Below are 20,573 nucleotides of genomic sequence, written 5' to 3'. Positions count from 1 at the left end.
GTTTGAACGACTGCCGCCGTGGAATTGATGGCCAGCGGCAACGACGCGCTTTTTGGTTACTTTTTGTCGCTCGGACAAAAAGTGACTCGCCGGCTACGCCGGCGAAACAGCAGCGCCAGCCAAGAACGACACATCAACCCCAACCCCAAAACCCCCGCCGGCTACGCCGGCGAAACAGCGGCGCATGCCAAGCGCGATAACCACACACACTCCGGCAAAAAACCCAAAAAAAAACCGCTCCAAAGAGCGGCTTTGATCACAAGGGGAGCCCCCCAACGAACATTCAATCATCCAGCAACGACAGATCGCGCACCGCGCCCTTGTCCGCCGACATAACAAGCTTGGCATACGCCTTCAGCGCAGCCGACACCTTGCGCGGACGCGCCTTCGCCGGCTTCCACCCCTTGGCGTTCTGCTCCTCGCGGCGGCGTGCCAGTTCCTCGTCGGAGACCAGCACATCGATCGTCCGGTTCGGAATGTCGATGCGGATCTTGTCGCCGTCGCGCACCAGCCCGATGGCGCCGCCGGCGGCAGCCTCAGGCGAGCAGTGGCCAATCGACAGCCCGGACGTGCCACCCGAGAAGCGGCCGTCGGTCAGCAGGGCGCAAGCCTTGCCCAAGCCCTTCGACTTGATGTAGCTCGTCGGGTAGAGCATTTCCTGCATGCCGGGGCCGCCCTTGGGCCCTTCGTAGCGCACGATCACGACGTCGCCGGCCTTGACCTTGTCGTTAAGAACGTTCTCGACAGCCTCGTCCTGCGACTCGGTAACGTGTGCCGAGCCCTCGAACACCAGGATGCTCTCGTCCACGCCGGCGGTCTTCACCACGCAGCCATCCAGCGCGATATTGCCGCGCAGCACTGCCAGGCCACCTTCCTTGGAGAAGGCGTGCTCGTACGAGCGGATGCAGCCCTCGGCGCGGTCCAGGTCTAGGCTCGGCCAGCGCGTGTTCTGGCTGAACGCCACCTGCGTCGGAATGCCGGCCGGGCCAGCCATGTAGAAATGACGGACGGCCTCGTCCTTCGTGCGGACGATGTCCCACTGATTCAGCGCGTCGCCGAGCGACGGGGCGTGTACGGTCGGCACGTCGGTGTGCAGCTTGCCGGCGCGCTCGAGCTCGCCCAGGATGGCCATGATGCCGCCCGCGCGGTGCACGTCTTCGATGTGGTACTTGTTGGTGTTGGGCGCCACCTTGCACAGCTGCGGCACGACGCGCGACAGGCGGTCGATGTCACTCATGGAGAAATCGATGCCCGCTTCCTGCGCGATTGCCAGCAGGTGCAGGATGGTGTTCGTGGAACCGCCCATGGCGATGTCCAGCGTCATCGCGTTCTCGAACGCCTTGAAGCCGACCGAACGCGGCAGCACGCGCGCGTCTTCCTGCTCGTAGTACTGGCGGGCCAGTTCGACGATACGGCTGCCCGCGCGCTTGAACAGCTGCTCGCGGTCCGCGTGCGTGGCGACGACGGTGCCATTGCCGGGCAGCGACAGGCCCAGTGCTTCGGTCAGGCAGTTCATCGAATTGGCCGTGAACATGCCCGAGCACGAACCGCAGGTCGGGCAGGCGGAGCGCTCCACTTCGGCTACGTCGGCGTCGGAATAGGCCGGGTCGGCCGCGATCACCATGGCATCCACCAGGTCGAGCTTCTTGAACTCGACTGCCTTGGTGACCGGGTTGGCCAGGCGCGTCTTGCCGGCTTCCATCGGGCCGCCCGAGACGAAGATCACGGGGATGTTCAGGCGCATCGCGGCCATCAGCATGCCCGGGGTGATCTTGTCGCAGTTCGAGATGCAGACCATGGCGTCGGCGCAGTGCGCGTTGACCATGTACTCGACGGAGTCGGCGATGATGTCGCGGCTCGGCAGCGAATACAGCATGCCGTCGTGGCCCATGGCGATGCCATCATCGACCGCAATGGTGTTGAATTCCTTGGCCACGCCGCCGGCGGCTTCGATCTCGCGCGCGACGAGCTGGCCCAGGTCCTTCAGGTGCACGTGGCCGGGCACGAATTGGGTGAACGAGTTCACCACCGCGATGATCGGCTTGTTGAAATCGTCGTCTTTCATGCCGGTGGCGCGCCACAGCGAGCGGGCCCCAGCCATGTTGCGGCCGGCGGTGGAGGTCTTGGAACGGTATGCGGGCATTGTGGGGTTGTGAAATCAGTATCGCGGAAAGGATGCGGGGCCACGGGAATAGTGGCCCCTCATGCGCCCGTGCGAACAACCTCTTGAGCTGCGCCCTGGGCAGAACTCGCGATTATCCCACACCCGGCGCGGCGTGCAGCCGGCCGGGCCGGTGATCGCGCGGTTGCGGCCGGCAATCCGGGTCTCGCGCCGCGGATTGCCGGATGGGACCAGCCGTCAGCCGCCGATATTGAGCAGCGCCAGCACGCCGAGCACCAGGAAGATACCGGCGGCAATTTTGTGCACCAGCGCGATCGGCATCTTGTTGGCGAACTTGTCACCGAGCAGCACGGCCGGGGCGTTCGCCAGCATCATGCCGAAGGTTGTGCCGGCCACTACGGCGAGCACGGCGCCGTTGAAGCGGGCGGCCAGCGCGATCGTGGCGATCTGGGTCTTGTCGCCCATCTCGGCAAAGAAGAACGCGACGATGGTGGCGATCAGGATGCCGAGCGTGCCTTTCACCGGCTTGGCGCTTTCTTCGTCGTCGAACTTGTCGGGGATCAGCATCCAGGCGGCCATGGCGATGAAGCCGAGGCCCAGAATCCAGCGCAGCAGGTTTTCGCCGAGCACATGGGTGATCCAGCCGCCGAGCGCGCCGGCAAAGCCGTGGTTGACGATCGTGGCGATCAGGATGCCAAGGATGATGGGAAGGGGCTTGCGATAGCGTGCGGCCAGGACGAGCGAGAGCAACTGCGTCTTGTCGCCCATTTCAGCGAGCGCGACGATGCCTGTGGAGACGAGGAAGGCTTCCATGTTGTTGTGTGAGTAACCCGGGCCGCATGCATCGCGAGATGCCAATGACGCACACCTTTCCCGGCCCGGCCAGAAAGGTATGGTCATCGGTCTCGCCAGGCCTTGGATCGGGCTGGGCCTCATGGCCAGCCGGGTCCGGAGCTGCGCACGCCATAACCGCAAGCGGTCAAGTCTGTTGACGTACGCCCCTGTCTGCCGGGTTCCGCATTGCGCGGAGCGGTGAGAGCAGGGCGGCTACTCCCCAATGGAAACCGCGATTATAGCGGCGCGGGCGATGAGCGTCCATCGCCCGGGAAAATGTGACTTGTCAGGCCGGCACGGGCGACTGCTCGCTGGTGCGTCGGCCCCGGAAGTCGGTCCAGCACAGTGCCTTGAAGTCGTACAGCTTGCAGCGGCGCGCGGTGTCGAAGTACCAGCGCCACGAGAAGTTCTCGATGATGATGCGGCCCGGCAGCGCATGCTCAAGCAGCGCCTGCGCACGCTTCAGGCGGTACAGCGGCACGCTCATGTCCACGTGGTGCGCGGTGTGTTCCATGATGTGATGCAGCGCCGCGCCGATGCCGTGGCGAAAGCGCAGGTGCACCGTGGTCGAGACGAACGGCTGAGCCTTGGCCCACATGGACTTGGTGTCGTACCAAGCTACGCTGGTGTGAGTGTGGTGCACGTACAGCACGAAGCCGACCGTCACGTTCCAGGCCAGGAACGGCAGCACGAAGCCGGCGCCGACCATCATCCATGCCGATTGCCCGGTGGCCAGCGCGGCCCAGACCAGCGCACCGATCCACGCGGCGCCGAATACGGCCACCAGCGTGCAGTCGGCCATGAAGATCGGACGGCGCGTGGCCATCTGGCGCTTGTTCGGGAAGAACAGCTTGCACCACCAGATCTCGACCAGGTAGTACAGGCCCGGGCCGAAGCCGGTGCGGTAGATGCGCTCCATCACGCGGCGCCAGCGCGGCAGCGCCTGGAATTCCTCGAGCGAGTAGGGCGCCCAGACGAAGTCGAAGCCCTTCAGGTTGGTGTAGCCGTGGTGGACGACGTTATGGCCGACTTCCCACAGGCTGTAGGGCGTGAGCGAAGGCAGGAAGGTCAGCCGGCCCAGCCACTTGTTCAGGCCGCGGCGCGGCGTCAGGCTCTGGTGGCAGGCGTCATGGCCGATGATGAACAGGCGCGCGATGATCAGGCCCGCCAGTACGCCAAGGCCCAGCTTGGCGGCCCAGTGCGGGGCCAGCACGACACCGGCCAGCGTGGCCGCGAACAGCAGGTAGTCGAACGCGAACAGCGCCAGCGCGCGCGGCGTGCTGCGCTGGCCAAGCGGGATCAGCCAGCCGCGGATGATCTTGCGGGATGGCATCGGCTGATCTGGGGAAATCGGTTCGGGAAACGGCTGGTCGGCAGGCGCCGGTGCTTGAAGCGGTACCTCGGGATGCGTGGCAGCGGTGGTGGTCATGGAAACCTTCAGGTTGCTGGCGTTGCAGTACGGCCCCACAGGGCCTGCAACGGAACCGCAAAGGTTAGAGGGCTTTGCCGTTATGAGTCTTGACCACCGTCAAGCTGTGCCGGAGCGCTCCCGGGTATTAGCCCGTCGCGGCCGCTGGAGGGCGGCCGCAGGTAGGGCTGGCGTCACATGATAGGTATCTGGACCGCCTCGCCCATCACGTAGACGCTGTCGATGACCCGGTCGTCGCCGAGCATGGCAAATGCGAACAGCTGTTCTTCCAGCGATTCGGAGCGGCCGCTGCGGCGCGCGATCAGCGGCGTAGCCTGCGGATCCAGCACGATGAAGTCGGCCTCGCAGCCCTCGCTGAAGCTGCCGATGCGGTCGGACCAGCCCAGCGCTTCCGCAGCGGCACGTGTGGCGAGGTAGAACATGCGCAGCGCAGTCAGGTGGTAGCCACCCATGCGCGCGACCTTGTGCGCGGCGTTCATGGTGCGGAACATCGAGAACGAGGTGCCGCCGCCGACGTCGGTCGCCAGCGTCACGTTCAGGCGGTTGGCGTCCGACTGGTGGAAATCGTAGAAGCCGCTGCCGAGGAACAGGTTCGATGTCGGGCAGTGTGCAACGGCAGCGCCGCTGTCGGCCAGGCGGCGGCGGTCGTCCTGGTCCAGGTAGATCGCGTGGCCGTAGAACGCGCCCGGGCGCAGCAGGCCATAGCGGTCATACACGTCCAGGTAGCTGCGCGCGTCCGGGAACAGTTCGGCCACCCATTTCACCTCGTCGCGGTTTTCGGCGACGTGGGTCTGGATGAATGCGTCCGGATAGGCCTTGGCCAGTTCGCCGCAGGCGGCGAGCTGCGCTTCGGTGGATGTCGGCGCGAAGCGCGGCGTGATGGCGTAGGCGAGGCGGCCCTTGTTATGCCAGCGCGACATCAGGTCGGCCGAGTCGCGCGCGCCGGTTTCGGCGGTGTCGCGCAGGAATTCGGGACAGTTGCGGTCCATCATCACCTTGCCGGTGATCATGCGCAGGTTGCGCTGTTCGCTCTCGGCAAACAGTGCGTCGGCCGAAGCCTTGTGCACGGTGCTCCAGACCACCGCGCTGGTGGTGCCGTTGCGCAGCAGTTCGTCGGTGAAGAAGCCGGCGACCGCGCGTGCGTATTCAGGCTCGGCGAAGCGGCGTTCCTCGGGGAAGGTGTAGGTGTCCAGCCAGTGCAGCAGGCCCGGCGACGGCGACGCGATGATGTCGGTCTGCGGGTAGTGCACGTGCGTGTCGATGAAGCCCGGCACGATCAGCTTGCCGCGGTGGTCGATCACTTCTGCATCGGCCGGAATGCGCGACGCCAGCGATGCGTAGTCGCCGGCCGCGACGATGCGCCCGGCGGTGACGATCAGCAGACCATCCTCCCAATACTGATAGGCGTCCTCGTGGAACTGCGGGTCGTGCAGGAAATGCAGCACGCGGCCGCGGATCGCGCGGGTAATGGACGGAGTCGGGGGAGTGGTCGTCATGGTCTGTCTCTCGGGCCTGGCCGGCGCGCACGCGCAGGGCCAGACCATTGGTATGCGCCGCTCAGGCCGCGGGGGCCGTGGCAGGCGGGGACGTCGGCGCGGCCGACCAGAAGTGGTCGACCTCCGCCAGGAACTCGGCCTTCTGCGCCGGGGGCAGGAAGGCCGCTTCAAAACTGTTGCGCGCGAGCTTGTGGGCGTCGGCCGCGTCAAGCGGCAGCGCTGCGAACGTGGCTTCCCAGTTGGCGTTCATATAGCCGCCGAAGTAGGCCGGGTCGTCCGAATGCAGCGTGATCACGACGCCGGCATCGAGCATGCGCTTGAGCGGGTGCGCGCTCAGGTCCGGATGCACCTTGAGCTTCTGGTTCGACAGCGGGCACACCGTCAGCGCGACGCGCTCGCGCGCCAGGCGCTCGATCAGCGCGGCATCGTCGATCGAACGCACGCCGTGGTCGATGCGCTCGACCTTGAGGATGTCCAGCGCGTCGGTGACGTACTGCGCAGGACCTTCCTCGCCGGCATGGGCGACGAGGTGCAGGCCGAGTTCACGAGCACGCGCGAATACGCGCGCAAACTTCTCGGGCGGGTTGCCCTTTTCCGACGAGTCCAGCCCGACGCCGACAAAGCGGTCGCGGTACGGCAGCGCGGCTTCCAGCGTGGCGAACGCGTCTTCCTCCGACAGGTGGCGCAGGAAGCAGAGGATCAGGCTGCTCGAGAAATCGTATTCGGTGCGCGCCTGGGCCAGTGCGTCGGCAATACCGTCGATCACGGTGCCGATCGGCACGCCGCGAGACGTATGGGTTTGCGGATCGAAGAAGATCTCGGCATGACGGACATTGTCGGCGACGGCGCGCTTGACGTAGTCCATGGTCATGTCGAAGAAATCCTCTTCGGTCAGCAGCACGCTGGCACCGGCGTAGTAGATATCCAGGAACGACTGCAGGTCGGTGAACGCATAGGCCGCGCGCAAGGCCTCGACGCTGGGGTAGGGCAGGTTCACGTGATTGCGCTGGGCCAGCCGGAAGATCAGCTCGGGTTCGAGCGTGCCTTCGATATGCACGTGCAGTTCTGCCTTGGGAGTACGGCGGATCTTGTCCGCCAGCGCGGCATCGATGGTCATGTGGGGCCTCGGTCTTGTGGTTACGGATGCACCGTCTCCCCGTGGCTCGCGTGCAGCGCGGCGAGGCGCTGGTCGCGGACCTGCAGCAGCTGGGCGACGATGGCTACCGCAATCATAGCCGGTGCCTTGTCTGTGATCCCTGATACCCCCATCGGGCAAGTCATTTCCGGGAAGCGGGCCGGGTCGACGCCGTGGTCCTCCAGCCGGTGTTCGAAGCGCGCGCGCTTGGTCTTGGAGCCGATCAGGCCGAAATACGCGAAGTCCGTGCGCCGGAAGATCTCTTCGCACAGGGTCTGGTCCAGCGCGTGGCTGTGCGTCATGACCAGGAAATAGCTGCCCGCGGGGGCCTGCGCGACAACGGCTTCAGGCGTGTCGCTGGCCTCGGGCTCGACGTTATCGGGCAGTCCGGCCGGGAACAGCGTGTCGCGTTCGTCGACCCAGTGCACGCGGCACGGCAGATTGGCCAGCACCTTGACCAGCGCATGGCCGACGTGGCCCGCGCCGAACAGCACCACATGCATTTCGTCGGGAACCAGCGTGTCGGTCCAGGCTCCATCCGCTTCCAGCGTGACCGACGCGATCACCGCACGGCTTTCCGCCGCGGTGACGGCACCGCGAACCGGCACCGTGCGTTGCAGCGACTTGCCCGCGGAAAAAGCGGCCTCTACGGCATCCAGCCAGTGCAGGTCGTCCTGCCCTAGCACTTCGAACGCCAGTTGCACCACGCCGCCGCAGCACTGTCCCAGCGCCGGGCCCAATGGAATGCGCTCGATGCGGCGCTGCTCCTTGCCCTCGTTCAGCATGGCGCGCGCGATATCCATGCCGCGCCATTCGAGATGCCCGCCGCCGATGGTGCCGACGAGATCGTTGGCGCTGACCAGCATGCGGATGCCCGGCTCGCGCGGCGCGGAGCCCTTGACCTCGACGATGGTGACCATCGCGACGGGAACGCCGGTGCGCACCATGCGGGCGGCGTCGGCGAAGCGGAAGGGTTTGAGCGGTGCATCCTGCATGTCGGGGCCTTTGGTCGGTAACGCCGGCTGGCGCCGGTCTCGTTGTCAGTGCTGTTGTCGATGGTTGCCTGTCGGCGAGGTGGCGCGCACCTGCGCGGGCGGCCGGCCCCTTGTCCGCCGGGGGGCGATCAAGGGGGGAAAGTCCGGCGGGCCCGGCAGGCGCGCGCGTCAGGCCGGCTGTGCGGCAGCTTCGCGCACGGCTTCGACAGCGTCCAGGATGGCTTCGCTGGTAGCCGGCGCGCGCAGCGGCGGGTTGACCTGATAGTCACCCACGGCCGCGATTGCGTCGCGGATCGCGAAGAACACCGAGAACGGCAGCAGCAGCGGCGGCTCGCCCACAGCCTTGGAGCGGTGGATGCTGTCTTCCACGTTGCGGTTCTGGAACAGGCGCACGTTGAAGTCTTCGGGGCAGTCGTTGATCGTCGGGATCTTGTAGGTGGACGGGGCATGCGTCATCAGCTTGCCGTCCTTGTTCCACCAAAGTTCCTCGGTCGTCAGCCAGCCCATGCCCTGGATGAAGGCGCCTTCGACCTGGCCGATGTCGATGGCCGGGTTCAGCGACTTGCCTGCATCGTGCAGCGCATCGGCGCGCAGCAGCTTCCATTCGCCGGTCAGCGTGTCGACCAGCACCTCGGAGCACGCCGCACCGTAGGCAAAGTAGTAGAACGGGCGGCCATGCAGCTTCTTCTGGTCCCAATGCAGCTTGGGCGTCGTGTAGAAGCCGTCCGACCAGAGCTGCACGCGTGCCACGTACGCTTCGCGGGCGAGGTCGCCAAACGACACGCGCAGCTCGCCGGCGATCACGAGATCGTCGTTGAAGCGCACGCTGTCCGGCGTCACGCCGGCCTTGCGCGCGGCAAACTCGGCCAGGCGCTCGCGGATCTGGCGCGCGGCGTCCTGCGCGGCCTTGCCGTTCAGGTCGGCGCCGGTCGATGCCGCAGTCGCCGAGGTGTTCGCCACCTTGCTGGTATCCGTCGCGGTCACGCGCACGCGTTCCATGCGAATGCCGAGTTCATGCGCCACTACCATTGCAACCTTGGTGTTCAGGCCCTGGCCCATTTCGGTGCCGCCGTGATTCACCAGCACCGAGCCGTCGTTGTACACATGCACGAGCGCGCCGGCCTGGTTGTAGTGCGCCACGTTGAACGAGATGCCGAACTTCACCGGCGTGATCGCGATGCCTTTCTTCAGGACCGGGCTCGTCGCATTGAACGCACGCGTGGCCTCGCGGCGCGCGCGGTATTCGCTGGTCGTCACGAGTTCGTCGATCAGCTCGTGGATGACGTTGTCTTCCACGGTCTGGCCATACGGCGTGACGTTGCGCTCGGTCTTGCCGTAGAAGTTGGCGCGGCGCACATCGAGCGAGTCCTTGCCGACATTGCGCGCCACATTGTCGAGGATGTACTCGATCGCGAATGCGCCCTGTGGGCCGCCGAAGCCGCGGAATGCGGTATTGCTCTGCGTGTTGGTCTTGCCGCAGTAGCCGTCGATCTGCACGTTCGGCAGCCAGTAGGCATTATCGAAGTGGCAGATCGCGCGGGTCATCACCGGGCCCGACAGGTCGGCCGAGAAGCCGGCGCGCGACACCATCTCGATCTGCACGCCTTCGATGCGGCCATCGGTGTCATGGCCGACGTCGAAATCGAACACGAAGTCGTGGCGCTTGCCGGTGATCATCATGTCGTCGTCGCGGTCCGGACGAAGCTTGACCGGGCACAGCAGCTTCCACGCTGCCAGTGCTGCGCAGCACGCGAACATGGCCGATTGCGATTCCTTGCCGCCGAAGCCGCCGCCCATGCGACGGCATTCCACCAGCACCTGGTGCGCGTGCCAGCCCAGCATGTGAGCCACGGCGTGCTGCATCTCGGTCGGGTGCTGGGTCGAGCACCACACGTGCATGCCGTCGTTCTCGCGCGGCGCGGCGTAGGCGATCTGGCCTTCGAGGTAGAACTGCTCCTGTCCACCGAGGTGGATCTTGCCGGCGTCGCGGTGCGCGGCAGCGGCCAGATGTTGTTGCGGCTCGCCGCGGGTCAGGTGCATCGGCGGCAGCACGTAGCTGCCAGCCGCGTGCGCGGCCTCGGGCGAGAGCACCGGTGGCAGGTCTTCGTATTCGATCACGCCCAGTCGCGCCGCGCGGCGCGCCGCGTCGTGCGATGTGGCGACCACCACGAAGATCGGCTGGCCGATGAACTGCACCACGTCGCGCACGAGGATCGGATCGTCGTGGATGATCGGGCCGCAGTCGTTGACGCCGGGGATGTCATCCACGGTCAGCACGTCGACCACGCCCGGCGCGGCACGCACCTTGTCGAGCGAGATCGACTTGATGCGAGCATGGGCGCGGCTGCTCATGCCGAGCGCCGCGTGCAGCGTGCCGGCGAGCTCGGGAATATCGTCGGTATAGGTCGCGGTGCCTGCTACATGCAGGTGCGCCGATTCGTGCGGACGCGAGATGCCGACTTGCGGCACGGCCTCGTCGGCCACGCTGGCGTCGAGCAGGAACGGTTCGGTTTGCTTGTTCATGCCGATCTCTCCTCAGGCCGTGACGGTTGCAGTGGCGCCGGCGCCAATCGCGCGGACGTTGACGGCGGATGCGGGCAGCGCATCGGCACGCGTCTCCAGCCAGAAGCGGTACAGCAGGTTGGCCGCTCCGCGGGTGCGGTACGAGGCGGTCGAACGCATATCGGACAGCGGCGTGTAGTCCTGCGATAGCGCGGCCATGCCGGCGCGCACGGTGGCCTCGTTCCACGGCTGGCCAGTCAGTGCAGCCTCGGTGGCCGCGCCGCGCTTGGGCGTGGCGGCCATGCCGCCGAACGCGACGCGTGCCTGCGTGATCACGTCGTTCTCCACCGTGATCGCAAACGCTGCGCACACTGCGGAAATATCCTCGTCAAAGCGTTTGGACAGCTTGTAGGTCCTGAAGTGCTGCGGACCCTTGACCGGCACGCGCAGTGCGGCGACGAACTCACCTTCGACCATGGCCGTCTTCTGGTAGGCCAGGTACAGGTCTTCGAGCGGCAGCGTACGGCGCGTCTCGCCATGTTGCAGCACCACTTCGGCACCGAGCGCAATCAGCGCGGGCATCGAGTCGCCGATCGGCGAGCCGTTGGCGATATTGCCGCCAAGCGTGCCGGCATTGCGGATCGGCAGCGAGGCAAAGCGCTTCCACATTTCGTCCAGTTCCGGATGCGCGGCGGTCAGTGCAGCGTACGCCTTCTCGAGCGTCACGCCCGCGCCGATCTCGATCATGCCGTCGCGCTCTTCGATCGACTGCAGGTCTTCCACCTGGCCGATATAGAGCAGGTTGCCCAGCTCGCGGAACTGCTTGGTTACCCACAGGCCCACGTCCGTGCTGCCGGCCAGGATGCGGATGCCGGGCTCGGCCGCCTTGATCGCGCCGAACTCGGCCGCGGTGCGCGGCGCGAAGAAATTCTGGCCTTTCGCGCTGTAGCGGAAGGTCTCTCCGCGCTTGAGGTTGCGCAGCGTATCGGCGATCTGCTTCGGGTTCAGCTTGCTCGCGTGCGGGGCGGGCAGGGCCATCATGCGCTCGCCGGCGTCGATGATCGGGCGGTAGCCGGTGCAGCGGCACAGGTTGCCGGTCAGCGCGTCGCAGATGGTCTGGCGCGCCGGCGCTTCGCCGCCCGGGGTGTGCTGCTGGTACAGCGCCCACAGCGACATGACGAAGCCGGGGGTGCAGAAGCCGCATTGCGAACCGTGGCACTCGACCAGGGCTTCCTGCACCGGGTGCAGGGTACCGTCGGCCTGGCGCAGGTCCTCGACCGTGATCAGCGCCTTGCCGTCGAGCGTGGGCAGGAACTGGATACAGGCGTTGACGGCCTTGAATTCGACATCGCCGCCGTCCTGCAGCTCGCCGATCACGACAGTGCAGGCGCCGCAGTCGCCTTCGGCGCAGCCTTCCTTGGTGCCGGTGCAGCGCGCGTCCTCGCGCAGGTACTGCAGCACGGTGCGGGTAACGGGGGCGTCGGATACTTCCTTGACCTGGCCGCGGTGGAAAAAGCGGATGGTTTGCGTCTCCATGGTCTTCATCTCGTTCTGTGATGGCGGAAACATAGCACCGGCGCGTTTCATGCAATATTCAGCCCAGGTGATATGCCCCATCAGGATGCCCGTCCATGGGGGTCCGCTGTCCCCTTATCACGGCGGATTGACCAATGGCGGGTTGCGTGACATACACTATGCGCCGTTCCCTTCCCCCACGCCAGCCTCCCGGCCGCACGCCGGCAGGACCCCTATTGCCATGCACGGACGCGACCATCTCGATACCTATTTGCTGCGGGTGCTCCACACCCTGCTGACCGAGCAGAGCGTGACCCGTACGGCCGTGCGCCTGGGCCAGTCGCAGCCGGCGATCAGCAATACGCTCAAGCGCCTGCGGGAGATCACGGGCGACGCCATTTTGGTGCGGGGCAAAAACGGCATGGTGCCGACCGAGCGCGGCCGGGAATTGCTGGCGCTGGCAGAGCAGAGCCTGGCGGCGATGGACCGCATCGCGCGTCCGCCGCAGCAGTTCGATCCGGCTACGACCACGCGGACGTTTCACCTTGGCGCCCCGGATTACCTGGACGCCTTCTTCCTGCCGAACATTGTCGAGCGCGTGCGCCGTTTGGCGCCCGGCGCCAAGCTGTTCGTGCATCCGATGACTTCGTCGGGGGATTTCCTCGAAGACCTGGAGCAGGGGCAACTCGACATTGTCATCGGCAACTGGCTGTCGCCGCCCGAGCATCTGCATATCTCGCCGTTGTTCGATGACGAAGTGGTTTGCATGCTCGGCGCCCAGCATCCGCTGGCGCGCAAGGGACTGACGCTGAAGCACTACCTGGAAATGCCCCATCTGGCACCTGCACCGTATGCTTCGATGCAGCGCAGCATGATTGATCAGGCGCTCGCCGAGCAAGGGTACAAGCGCAATATCCAGGTGACGTTGCCGTACTTCGGGCTCGTGCCCTATGTGCTGATGAAGACCGATATGGTGTTCACGACCGGGCGTCAGTTTGCTGCGCATTATGCGCAGTACCTGCCGATCCGGATGGTGCCGTCACCGGTCACGTTCCCGCGCATGCGGTTCTACCAGCTCTGGCATGAGCGGTGCCATGCGGCGCCGGACGTGATGTGGATACGGAGGATGATTGCGGAGGTGGCGACGGATTTGCCGCAGTTGCCGAGGTTGGAGGCGGAAGCGGGTTAAAGGGGCCGCAGGTTGATTACCCTTCGACTTCCGGGTTTACCAGCGTCATATCCGATCCATAAGGATCCTCTGCCCGTACTACCACTACGGTGACGTTGTCATGGCCGCCGTGGTCCAGCGCGGTCTTTACCAGTGACTGGGCAATGGCATCCAGGTCGCCGCCCGCGGCAAGCAAGGATGCAATGGCGTCGTCTTCGACCTCGTTGCTCAATCCATCGCTGCAAAGCAGGAATACGTCGCCGTCGGCGACATCCACGAACAATTGCTCGGGCAATAGCGTATCGGCCGCGCCAACGGCACGCGTGATGGTGTTGTGCGCCGGATGGTGTCGCGCTTCTTCGGCGGTGATGAGGCCGCGCGCGAGTAGCCGCTCTACCTGGCTGTGGTCGCGCGTCAGGCGCTGCAGCCGCCCGGCGCGCAGCCGGTAGAGACGACTGTCGCCGGCCCATAGGTAGCCGCAACGGCGGTCGCCGGTGGCCAGCGCAACGACGGTGGTGCCGACGCACCGTACCTGCAGGCGCGCGGCCTCGGCAATCAGCGCGCGGTTGACGTCCTGCAGCGCGGCGCCCACGTCGGCGAGCCGTTCTTCCAGCATCGGCCGTGGCGGAAGCGCCGCCAGCGCTTGCGTGACGGCCTGGCTCGCGAAATCGCCAACGGCATGGCCGCCCATGCCATCGGCCACGACCCAGATTCCCAGGTCCGGCAGATCCAGGCAAGCGTCCTCATTGCGCTCGCGAACGCGCCCAACGTCGGTGCAGGCTGCCGAAGCCCAGCGGAATTGCGTCACGCCAGTCAAGATACCCTCCTTCCGCGCGAAATCCGGTCGTTTCCGGATATCCACGTCTGGAACGCGTTGCCCATCTGACCAGCATAGAAGTTGTTCTTCGTCTCGTAAAAGTTGATCACCGTGGTCCCGCCGCTCGACGGGCGTGGATCGACCCGGGGCGTCCGCAGTGGCGGGCGTCATCCGCAAGTTGGCGCCGGGACATGGGAATCGATCTGGGCGACGGTAGGCTGGCGCGATGGTGGGCGTTACCCAACAGAATGGCGGCGATGGCGTTGGTCACTCGACGACAGTTTCCCCAGTTCCGGCAGCGCCGCTTTCCCGCAAACGTTGTCCTGCCGGGAAATCGGCGTCCTGGCATGGTGCATGCAGAGGTCTGGCAACGACGCGGCAATGACTGCCGCAACCAGACACCCGAGACAGCCATGCCACACCAGCCCGTACAACAAGACGAATACCGCGACGGCGCGAGCCATGACGCCGACCTGCCGCTGGGCGCCCATCTGGTGACCGTCCGCCAGGGCTACGTGCATCACGGCATCTACGCCGGCCAAGGCCGCGTGATCCACTATGCCGGCTTCGCCCGCGCGCTGCAGACCGGGCCGGTGGAGGAACTCAGCCTGGCGGCATTTGCCGCGGGGCGTGCCGTGGCTGTTCGCCTGGAACCGTGTGCCCGCTTTGTCGGCAACGAGGCGGTGACGCGTGCGCGATCGCGTCTGGGCGAGAACCGCTACTGCCTGTTCTCCAATAACTGCGAGCACTTCTGCTCATGGTGCCTGTCCGGCGAAAGCCGCAGCGAGCAGGTGGAAGCCTGCCTGCGCCATCCGCGCGCCGCGATGCAGACGATGCTGCGGCTCTGCGCCAGTTTCCTGCAGGTCAGCCTGCGGACCGCCTGAAACGTTTTCCATTCAGAACACGAAGGAGCCAGCCATGTCCGGACTGATCGTCAGAGCAGATTGCGCAGTCTATCGCGGCCGCCAGAGCCACCGCAACGGCCAGCCCGCCGTCGCCGCAGCCAGAGGCCGCCATGCCGGCGGCAGGGCCGGGCGCCATGAGCCGCGCCGCGCGCGACTGGCTTCGCAGGGGCGGTCACCGGTAACAGGCGAGTGCCGGCGGCGGTGATGCACTGAAATCGGGGGCGGCGGGAAGATGGAAACAGATGGTCCCGCCGACAGGAATCGAACCTGTATCTAGCGCTTAGGAGGCGCTCGTTCTATCCATTGAACTACGGCGAGGGACAGAGCTGTCAGGACCGTCGTTCCGCAGGGTTGCGGTGATCCTGAAGACGGGGCGGAGTATATCAAAATCCTCCCGCCGGGGGCGTATTGCGGGGGAGAGACAAGGGTGGCGGCGCACAAGCGCCAGATGCCGCGCGCCCGGCGATGAGCGGTTCGCAGCGAGGCCCGGATCGGGAGCTGCCCATACAAGTGGTATGGCGCCGCTCCATGCAGCGGGTGTTTGCCACCGCGTCAGGTTCGCCAGCTATTTCTTGTGATGCACCAACCGGTTCCACCAATACTGCACCGGATGTTCGTGTTCTGGATAGAACGGCGATTTATGGAAAAACTCGGCGCGGACAGCCAGGATGTACAGCGCGATGATGACTGCGGCGAAGAGCAGGGCGGCAAGCATGGCGGTCTCCCGTGGCAGGAACCACATCCATTCTAGGCAGCACCGTTGTCAATGCCCGCTGGTTTTCGAGAATAGCTGGATCACCGCCACACCGGCGATGATCAGGCCAATGCCCAGGCAGGCAGCCAGGTCGGGCACCTGGCGGTACAGCACCATGGCAATCAGCGTGACCAGGACGATGCCGGCGCCGCTCCAGATGGCATAGGCGACGCCGACCGGTACGGTCTTCATGACGAGCATCAGCAGGTAGAAGGCGCACGCGTAACCAGCGACCACAAGAATGCTGGGCACCAGGCGGGTGAAATTTTCTGCAGCCTTGAGGCTGCTGGTGGCGATGACCTCGGCCACGATGGCCAGGGCAAGTAGCAGGTATCCGTTCATAGGTGGAACGCGATGGCGGAAGTGGCAAAAAATAGACGGGTGACGGCAATGTAGCGTAAGCGCCTCCCGGAGAAACTTATGCCCTCCCTTGCGGTGGTTGTGCAAAGCGGCATAGCAGTCTTGAATGATAGTGTGCAGTGTGCGTGGCATGCGCCCGCTGCACAGGCAGTTGCTGCAGTACCCGACCAGGCCGGCAATCCATAACAACGTACGGCGGCGGGCGTTTTTTTCCGGCTTTTGGGGGAGCAGTATGAGCAATCAAGGCACTGACGGAGCTACCGTCTGGCCCGCTACGCGCATGGCAGCCGCCGAGGCTGACGAATCGGGCGTCTGGCAGAACACGATCGCGGCTGCGGATTACGCGCTGGAGGAGGCGAGCCGCATCCACCGCGGCGTGCAAAGCAATCTCAAGCTGATGCAGGAAGTCCGGGCGCTGCGCGAGGAACTGCGCAAGGCGCATGCGGAGGCCGATCGCTACCGCGGCATGCATGCGCGCGTGGTGGTCAGCATGCGGCAGCTCGAAGAAGAGCATGCGGCCGAGATGGGCCGGCTGCAGACCGAGAACGAGATGCTGCTGGTGCGCCATCGCGTCTACAAGCTGCTGGCCGAGCACTACGGCACCGCGGCGCTGCGCTTCGACACAGCCACGTTCTCCGAGCACCGCGACCGCGTGCTTCAGCACGTACTGTTCCAGCGCCGCAAGGGCGTGGCGCTTGAAGAGATCCGGTCCCGCGATATCGGCTTCCTGTTGCTTTAGCCGACTAGCCGGCTAGCCCCCTAGCCACTACCGGCCATGGATCGTCAGGTGGCCTTGCGGCGCAGCACGAACAGCGCCAGCATGCCGCCGACCACGCCCCAGAAGGCCGAGCCCACCCCGGCCAGAGTCATGCCGGACGCGGTGATCATGAAGGTGATCAGCGCGGCTTCGCGTTCGTCCGGCGTCTGCATGGCGACGGTCAGGCCGTTGGCGATCGATCCGAGCAGCGCGAACGCGGCCAGCGCGACCACCACGGCTTTGGGAAACGCCGCGAACAGCGCGGCAATGCTCGCGGCCAGGACGCCCGCCACCAGATACCCCACGCCGCAGACGACAGCCGCGGTGTAGCGCCGTGCGGGATCGGCGTCCGCCTGCGGCCCGGTGCAGATCGCGGCCGTGATCGCGGCCAGGTTGATGCCATGAGAGCCGAACGGCGCCAGTACGGCCGAGGCAAAGCCAGTCACGGTGATCAGCGGCGATGCCGGCACGTGATAGCCGTCGGCGCGCAGTACCGCCAGGCCGGGAATATTCTGCGAGGCCAGCGCCACGATGAACAACGGAATGGCGATGCTGACAAACGCCTGGAATGAGAATGCCGGCGTGGTCCAGACCGGCAGCGCCACTGCCAGGCGAAACCCTTCGAAGTGAAGCTGGCCCAGCGCGCCAGCCAGTGCCACGCCAACCAGCAGCACGCCAGGCACCGCGTAGCGCGGCCACCAGCGCCGGCCGGCGAGGTAGGCGGCGAACATCGCCAGCATCAGCAGCGTCTGGTCCTGCGCCTGCACGAACACGTCCACGCTGATCCGGAACAAGATGCCGGCGAGCAGCGCCGACGCGATGCTCGCGGGCAAAGCGCGCATCAGCTTGTCGAACCAGCCAGTCAGCCCGGCAGCGGTCATCAGCAGCGCCGCCATCAGGAAGGCGCCGATCGCTTCCGCGTAGGGCACCCCCGGCAGGCTCGCGATCAGGAGCGCTGCGCCGGGCGTGGACCATGCCACGACCACGGGAACGCGCATGGCCAGCGACAGGCCGATCGTGGTCACGCCCATGCCGATCGACAGCGCCCACAGCCACGACGAGATCTGCACGCTGCTCAGGTGCGCAGCCTGTCCGGCCTGGATCATCAGCACGAGCGAACTCGTGTAGCCGGTCAGCGTGGCAATCAGGCCGGCGACGAACGCGGAAACGGAAAGATCGGAGAGCTTCAGGGATGTGGCAGGCATGAGGCGGGAAGGAGACGAGAAGGAGACATGAGCGGCACGACCGACATCTTCGCATGAGTGCCGGCCGCCGGTTGTCCCTGGCTGCTGTCGCTGCCCAAGTCCGCCGCCTCAGTCCGCCACCTTGTCGCTCGGGAAGCGGAACGAATCGCGCAGCAGGTGGTTGACGGGAATGTCCAGCGGAATGCCCTGCGGCGGCACCGGCGACTGGAACCATTTGCGGTAGAGCTTCTGGGTCTCCTGCTCGGTGATGGCCGCCGTCAGCGTCCTGTCGACCAGTCTCTTGAAGTCGTCGTTGTGCCGGGGCAGCATGATCGCGTACGGCTCGACGGTCAGCATGTCGCCGGTGATGCGGAATTCCGCCGGATTGCGCGACCGGGCACGCTGGCTGGCCAGCAGAACGTCGTCCATCACGTACGCGTCCGCCTGGCCGGATTCGACCATGGCAAAGGCCTGCGCGTCGTCGCGCGCTTCGACGATCCGGCCCGTGTCGACCAGCGCGCGCAGCATCGCCAGCGATGTGGTGCCTGCCGTCGACACCGCGGTTTTGCCGCGCAGGTCCGACCACTTGACGATGGCCGAACTGTTCTTGACCAGCATGCGGCTGCCGCCGATGAAGTGCGGGATGGTGAATGCCACCTGCTCGCGACGCAGGCGCGTATTGGTGGTCGTGCCGCATTCCAGGTCGGCCTTGCCATCGACAATGGCGGGGAAGCGGGTCACGCTGGTGACGGCCAGCCATTCCACCTTCAGCGCCGGCATCCGGAGCGCCGCACGCACGGCGTCAACAACCTTCAGGCACAGGTCGATGGAGTAGCCAGCGGGCTTCCCTTCCAGAAGGTAGGAGAACGGTGCGGCATCTTCAGGATAGGCGAGGCGGATGGCGCCCGACTGCTGGATGCGCTGCATGACTGGCGCATGGGTTTGAGCAGCAGCGGCTGGAGGCACCGCAAAAAAAGCGGCGAAGGCCGCGAAAACAAAGACAGACGCCGGCTTCCGACAGGAAGCCCGGCGCGACAGACCCGGATTCATGAAAAAGCACCCCGCTAAGAGATCGACTGGCCATGGCTCAGGCGTGCGGCCGTTGGCAGGGATGCTCTCCCCTGGCTCTGCTCTGATGCCGTGCGCGCTGCCCCGATGGATCGTGGCAAGCGGCGCGGATTCTCCCTGCGGGATGTCGTGTCGACAAGTGCCGCGTGCGCGCACGTAGCCCGCGCGAGACGACATTTTCTGATTGGCGGGCGACCGTATCCGCCCCGACCTTGGGCCGCCCGTCTTACCGCCTTGCTGGCTCAGTCCGCGACCTTGTCGCTCGGAAACTTGAAGGAATCGCGCAGCAGGTAGCTCATCGGGATGTCCAGCGTGATGCCATGCGGCGGAATCGGTGCCTGGAACCACTTCTTGTAGAGCTTCGGCGTTTCCTGGTCGTAGACGGCGGCGATCAGCGTCTTGTCGACGAGTTTCTTGAACTCAGGGTCGCTTTTGGAAAGCATGATGGCGTAAGGCTCGATGGTCAGCATTTCGCCGGTGACCTTGAAATCGGCCGGTTGGCTGGCGTTCGCGCGCAGGCCGTACAGCAGCACGTCGTCCATCACGAAGGCATCGGCTTTGCCGGCCTCCACCATGGCAAAGGCCTGCGCGTGGTCCTTGGCCTCGACCAGGCGCCACTGCATGACCTTGCCTTCGTCCATCTTGCGCAGCATGGCCCGTGGCGTGGTGCCGGCCGTGGAGACCACCGTCTTGCCGCGCAGATCCGCCCACTTGCTGATGCCCGAATCGCTTTTCACGATCATGCGGCTGCCGGCGATGTAGTGAGGGATAGTGAAGGCGACCTGCTCGCGCCGTTCCCGGTTGTTGGTCGTCGACCCGCATTCCAGATCCGCCTTGCCCTCGACGATGGCGGGAATGCGATTGGCCGGCGTGACCGGCACCCATTCGACGCGCAAGCCTGGCAGGTGCAGCGACGTGCGTACCGCATCGGCGATCTTCAGGCACAGGTCGACGGCATAGCCGACCGGCTTGCCATTGGCCATGAACGAGAACGGTACCGAACTTTCGCGGTGCGCAATGCGGATAACGCCGGTTTGCTGGATGTGATTGAGGACCGGCGCGGTGGCGGCGCCGGCGGAGCCTGCACCGGTGGCCAGCAGGGCGGCGCAGGCAAGGGAGGACAAGACAAGCACGGCGTTCGGGCATGAAACCCGGCGCGGCAGACCCGTTTCGATCATGGAAACCCCCGTCAAATGGAACGAAAAGCAAAAGCGGCCGTTAGGTCTGGTTCCTTGCGGCTCTGATATGTCGTTGTCGCGCTGTACCCCGTGCAGCGCCCTGCCGGCAGGCGTTGCGGCCGGCGCAGGCGTGCTGCGTGGCTATTGTTCCATGTGGGCCCGGTTGCAGACAAATTCTCTGCGGTGAAGGCGTGCGACGCATGCAACGGCGGTCCGGGGGCCAGTTGACGGGACTTTCCCTTACGGACATTTCCGAACTGGAGCGACCGGCAGCCCGTTGTTATGCTTGGTCCGTGCCTTGCGAGCAGGGCACCGAGGAGAGACTCTTGGGCCCGCTATGCGGGCCCTTTCTTT

At 65.6% G+C, this 20,573-nt stretch carries 17 protein-coding genes, 1 tRNA gene and 1 riboswitch; of the genes, 3 read left to right on the top strand and 15 right to left on the bottom strand.

Features of this window, described 5'->3' with window-relative positions:
• Window positions 1–283: 283 nt before the first annotated feature.
• The 8 genes from ilvD to xdhA all read right to left on the bottom strand — a co-directional run bounded on the left by ilvD (window position 284) and on the right by xdhA (window position 12,049).
• On the bottom strand, window positions 284–2,143 hold the full coding sequence (gene ilvD / locus KHO41_RS36955; RefSeq protein ID WP_211958185.1) for a dihydroxy-acid dehydratase: 1,860 nt from the start codon (window positions 2,141–2,143) through the stop codon (window positions 284–286).
• A 216-nt stretch (window positions 2,144–2,359) separates the two neighbouring features.
• Window positions 2,360–2,935 (bottom strand): TMEM165/GDT1 family protein, encoded by a 576-nt coding sequence (locus tag KHO41_RS36950; protein ID WP_211958184.1) that lies wholly within the window; start codon window positions 2,933–2,935, stop codon window positions 2,360–2,362.
• A 30-nt stretch (window positions 2,936–2,965) separates the two neighbouring features.
• Window positions 2,966–3,193: riboswitch (yybP-ykoY riboswitch) on the bottom strand.
• Window positions 3,194–3,242: 49 nt separating this feature from the next.
• Complete coding sequence (locus KHO41_RS36945) at window positions 3,243–4,385, bottom strand: fatty acid desaturase (protein WP_376989953.1); 1,143 nt, start codon at window positions 4,383–4,385, stop codon at window positions 3,243–3,245.
• 173 nt (window positions 4,386–4,558) lie between these two features.
• Window positions 4,559–5,881: a guanine deaminase gene (guaD, locus tag KHO41_RS36940; protein WP_211958183.1), complete on the bottom strand. Its 1,323-nt coding sequence runs from the start codon at window positions 5,879–5,881 to the stop codon at window positions 4,559–4,561.
• 61 nt (window positions 5,882–5,942) lie between these two features.
• The gene (locus KHO41_RS36935; protein ID WP_211958182.1) at window positions 5,943–6,998 is read right to left on the bottom strand and encodes an adenosine deaminase; all 1,056 of its coding nucleotides are present in this window, start codon (window positions 6,996–6,998) and stop codon (window positions 5,943–5,945) included.
• A gap of 20 nt (window positions 6,999–7,018) precedes the next feature.
• The gene (gene xdhC / locus KHO41_RS36930) at window positions 7,019–8,011 is read right to left on the bottom strand and encodes a xanthine dehydrogenase accessory protein XdhC (protein ID WP_211958181.1); all 993 of its coding nucleotides are present in this window, start codon (window positions 8,009–8,011) and stop codon (window positions 7,019–7,021) included.
• 168 nt (window positions 8,012–8,179) lie between these two features.
• Window positions 8,180–10,534 (bottom strand): xanthine dehydrogenase molybdopterin binding subunit, encoded by a 2,355-nt coding sequence (gene xdhB / locus KHO41_RS36925; protein WP_211958180.1) that lies wholly within the window; start codon window positions 10,532–10,534, stop codon window positions 8,180–8,182.
• A gap of 12 nt (window positions 10,535–10,546) precedes the next feature.
• Window positions 10,547–12,049 (bottom strand): xanthine dehydrogenase small subunit, encoded by a 1,503-nt coding sequence (xdhA, locus tag KHO41_RS36920; RefSeq protein ID WP_211958179.1) that lies wholly within the window; start codon window positions 12,047–12,049, stop codon window positions 10,547–10,549.
• 220 nt (window positions 12,050–12,269) lie between these two features.
• On the opposite strand from xdhA, the gene KHO41_RS36915 reads away from it, so the two are divergent.
• Window positions 12,270–13,217, top strand: a complete 948-nt coding sequence (locus KHO41_RS36915) for a LysR substrate-binding domain-containing protein (protein WP_211958178.1) — start codon at window positions 12,270–12,272, stop codon at window positions 13,215–13,217.
• A gap of 16 nt (window positions 13,218–13,233) precedes the next feature.
• Here KHO41_RS36915 and KHO41_RS36910 read toward each other — a convergent pair whose 3' ends face one another.
• Window positions 13,234–14,013, bottom strand: a complete 780-nt coding sequence (locus KHO41_RS36910) for a PP2C family protein-serine/threonine phosphatase (protein WP_211958177.1) — start codon at window positions 14,011–14,013, stop codon at window positions 13,234–13,236.
• 413 nt (window positions 14,014–14,426) lie between these two features.
• Here KHO41_RS36910 and KHO41_RS36905 point away from each other — a divergent pair, with 413 nt between their 5' ends.
• Window positions 14,427–14,897, top strand: a complete 471-nt coding sequence (locus KHO41_RS36905; protein WP_211958176.1) for a lecithin retinol acyltransferase family protein — start codon at window positions 14,427–14,429, stop codon at window positions 14,895–14,897.
• Between the two features lie 264 nt (window positions 14,898–15,161).
• Here KHO41_RS36905 and KHO41_RS36900 read toward each other — a convergent pair.
• The 3 genes from KHO41_RS36900 to KHO41_RS36890 form a co-directional block, all read right to left on the bottom strand.
• Window positions 15,162–15,236 (bottom strand) — tRNA-Arg (locus KHO41_RS36900).
• Window positions 15,237–15,483: 247 nt separating this feature from the next.
• Window positions 15,484–15,633, bottom strand: a complete 150-nt coding sequence (locus KHO41_RS36895; RefSeq protein WP_211958175.1) for a hypothetical protein — start codon at window positions 15,631–15,633, stop codon at window positions 15,484–15,486.
• A 48-nt stretch (window positions 15,634–15,681) separates the two neighbouring features.
• Window positions 15,682–16,014, bottom strand: coding sequence for a DMT family transporter (locus tag KHO41_RS36890; RefSeq protein WP_211958174.1), 333 nt, complete (start codon window positions 16,012–16,014; stop codon window positions 15,682–15,684).
• A 250-nt stretch (window positions 16,015–16,264) separates the two neighbouring features.
• On the opposite strand from KHO41_RS36890, the gene KHO41_RS36885 reads away from it, so the two are divergent.
• The gene (locus KHO41_RS36885) at window positions 16,265–16,771 is read left to right on the top strand and encodes a hypothetical protein (RefSeq protein ID WP_211958173.1); all 507 of its coding nucleotides are present in this window, start codon (window positions 16,265–16,267) and stop codon (window positions 16,769–16,771) included.
• A gap of 44 nt (window positions 16,772–16,815) precedes the next feature.
• On the opposite strand, the gene KHO41_RS36880 is transcribed toward KHO41_RS36885, so the two are convergent.
• From KHO41_RS36880 to KHO41_RS36870, 3 genes are all read right to left on the bottom strand, one after another.
• On the bottom strand, window positions 16,816–17,994 hold the full coding sequence (locus KHO41_RS36880) for a benzoate/H(+) symporter BenE family transporter (RefSeq protein WP_211958172.1): 1,179 nt from the start codon (window positions 17,992–17,994) through the stop codon (window positions 16,816–16,818).
• A gap of 108 nt (window positions 17,995–18,102) precedes the next feature.
• On the bottom strand, window positions 18,103–19,023 hold the full coding sequence (locus KHO41_RS36875) for an amino acid ABC transporter substrate-binding protein (protein WP_211958171.1): 921 nt from the start codon (window positions 19,021–19,023) through the stop codon (window positions 18,103–18,105).
• A 260-nt stretch (window positions 19,024–19,283) separates the two neighbouring features.
• Complete coding sequence (locus tag KHO41_RS36870) at window positions 19,284–20,219, bottom strand: amino acid ABC transporter substrate-binding protein (RefSeq protein ID WP_211958170.1); 936 nt, start codon at window positions 20,217–20,219, stop codon at window positions 19,284–19,286.
• Window positions 20,220–20,573 lie beyond the last annotated feature (354 nt).

The sequence above is a fragment of the Cupriavidus numazuensis genome (assembly GCF_905397435.1).
GTDB lineage: Bacteria > Pseudomonadota > Gammaproteobacteria > Burkholderiales > Burkholderiaceae > Cupriavidus > Cupriavidus numazuensis.
This window is presented reverse-complemented; position numbering and strand designations above follow the sequence as displayed.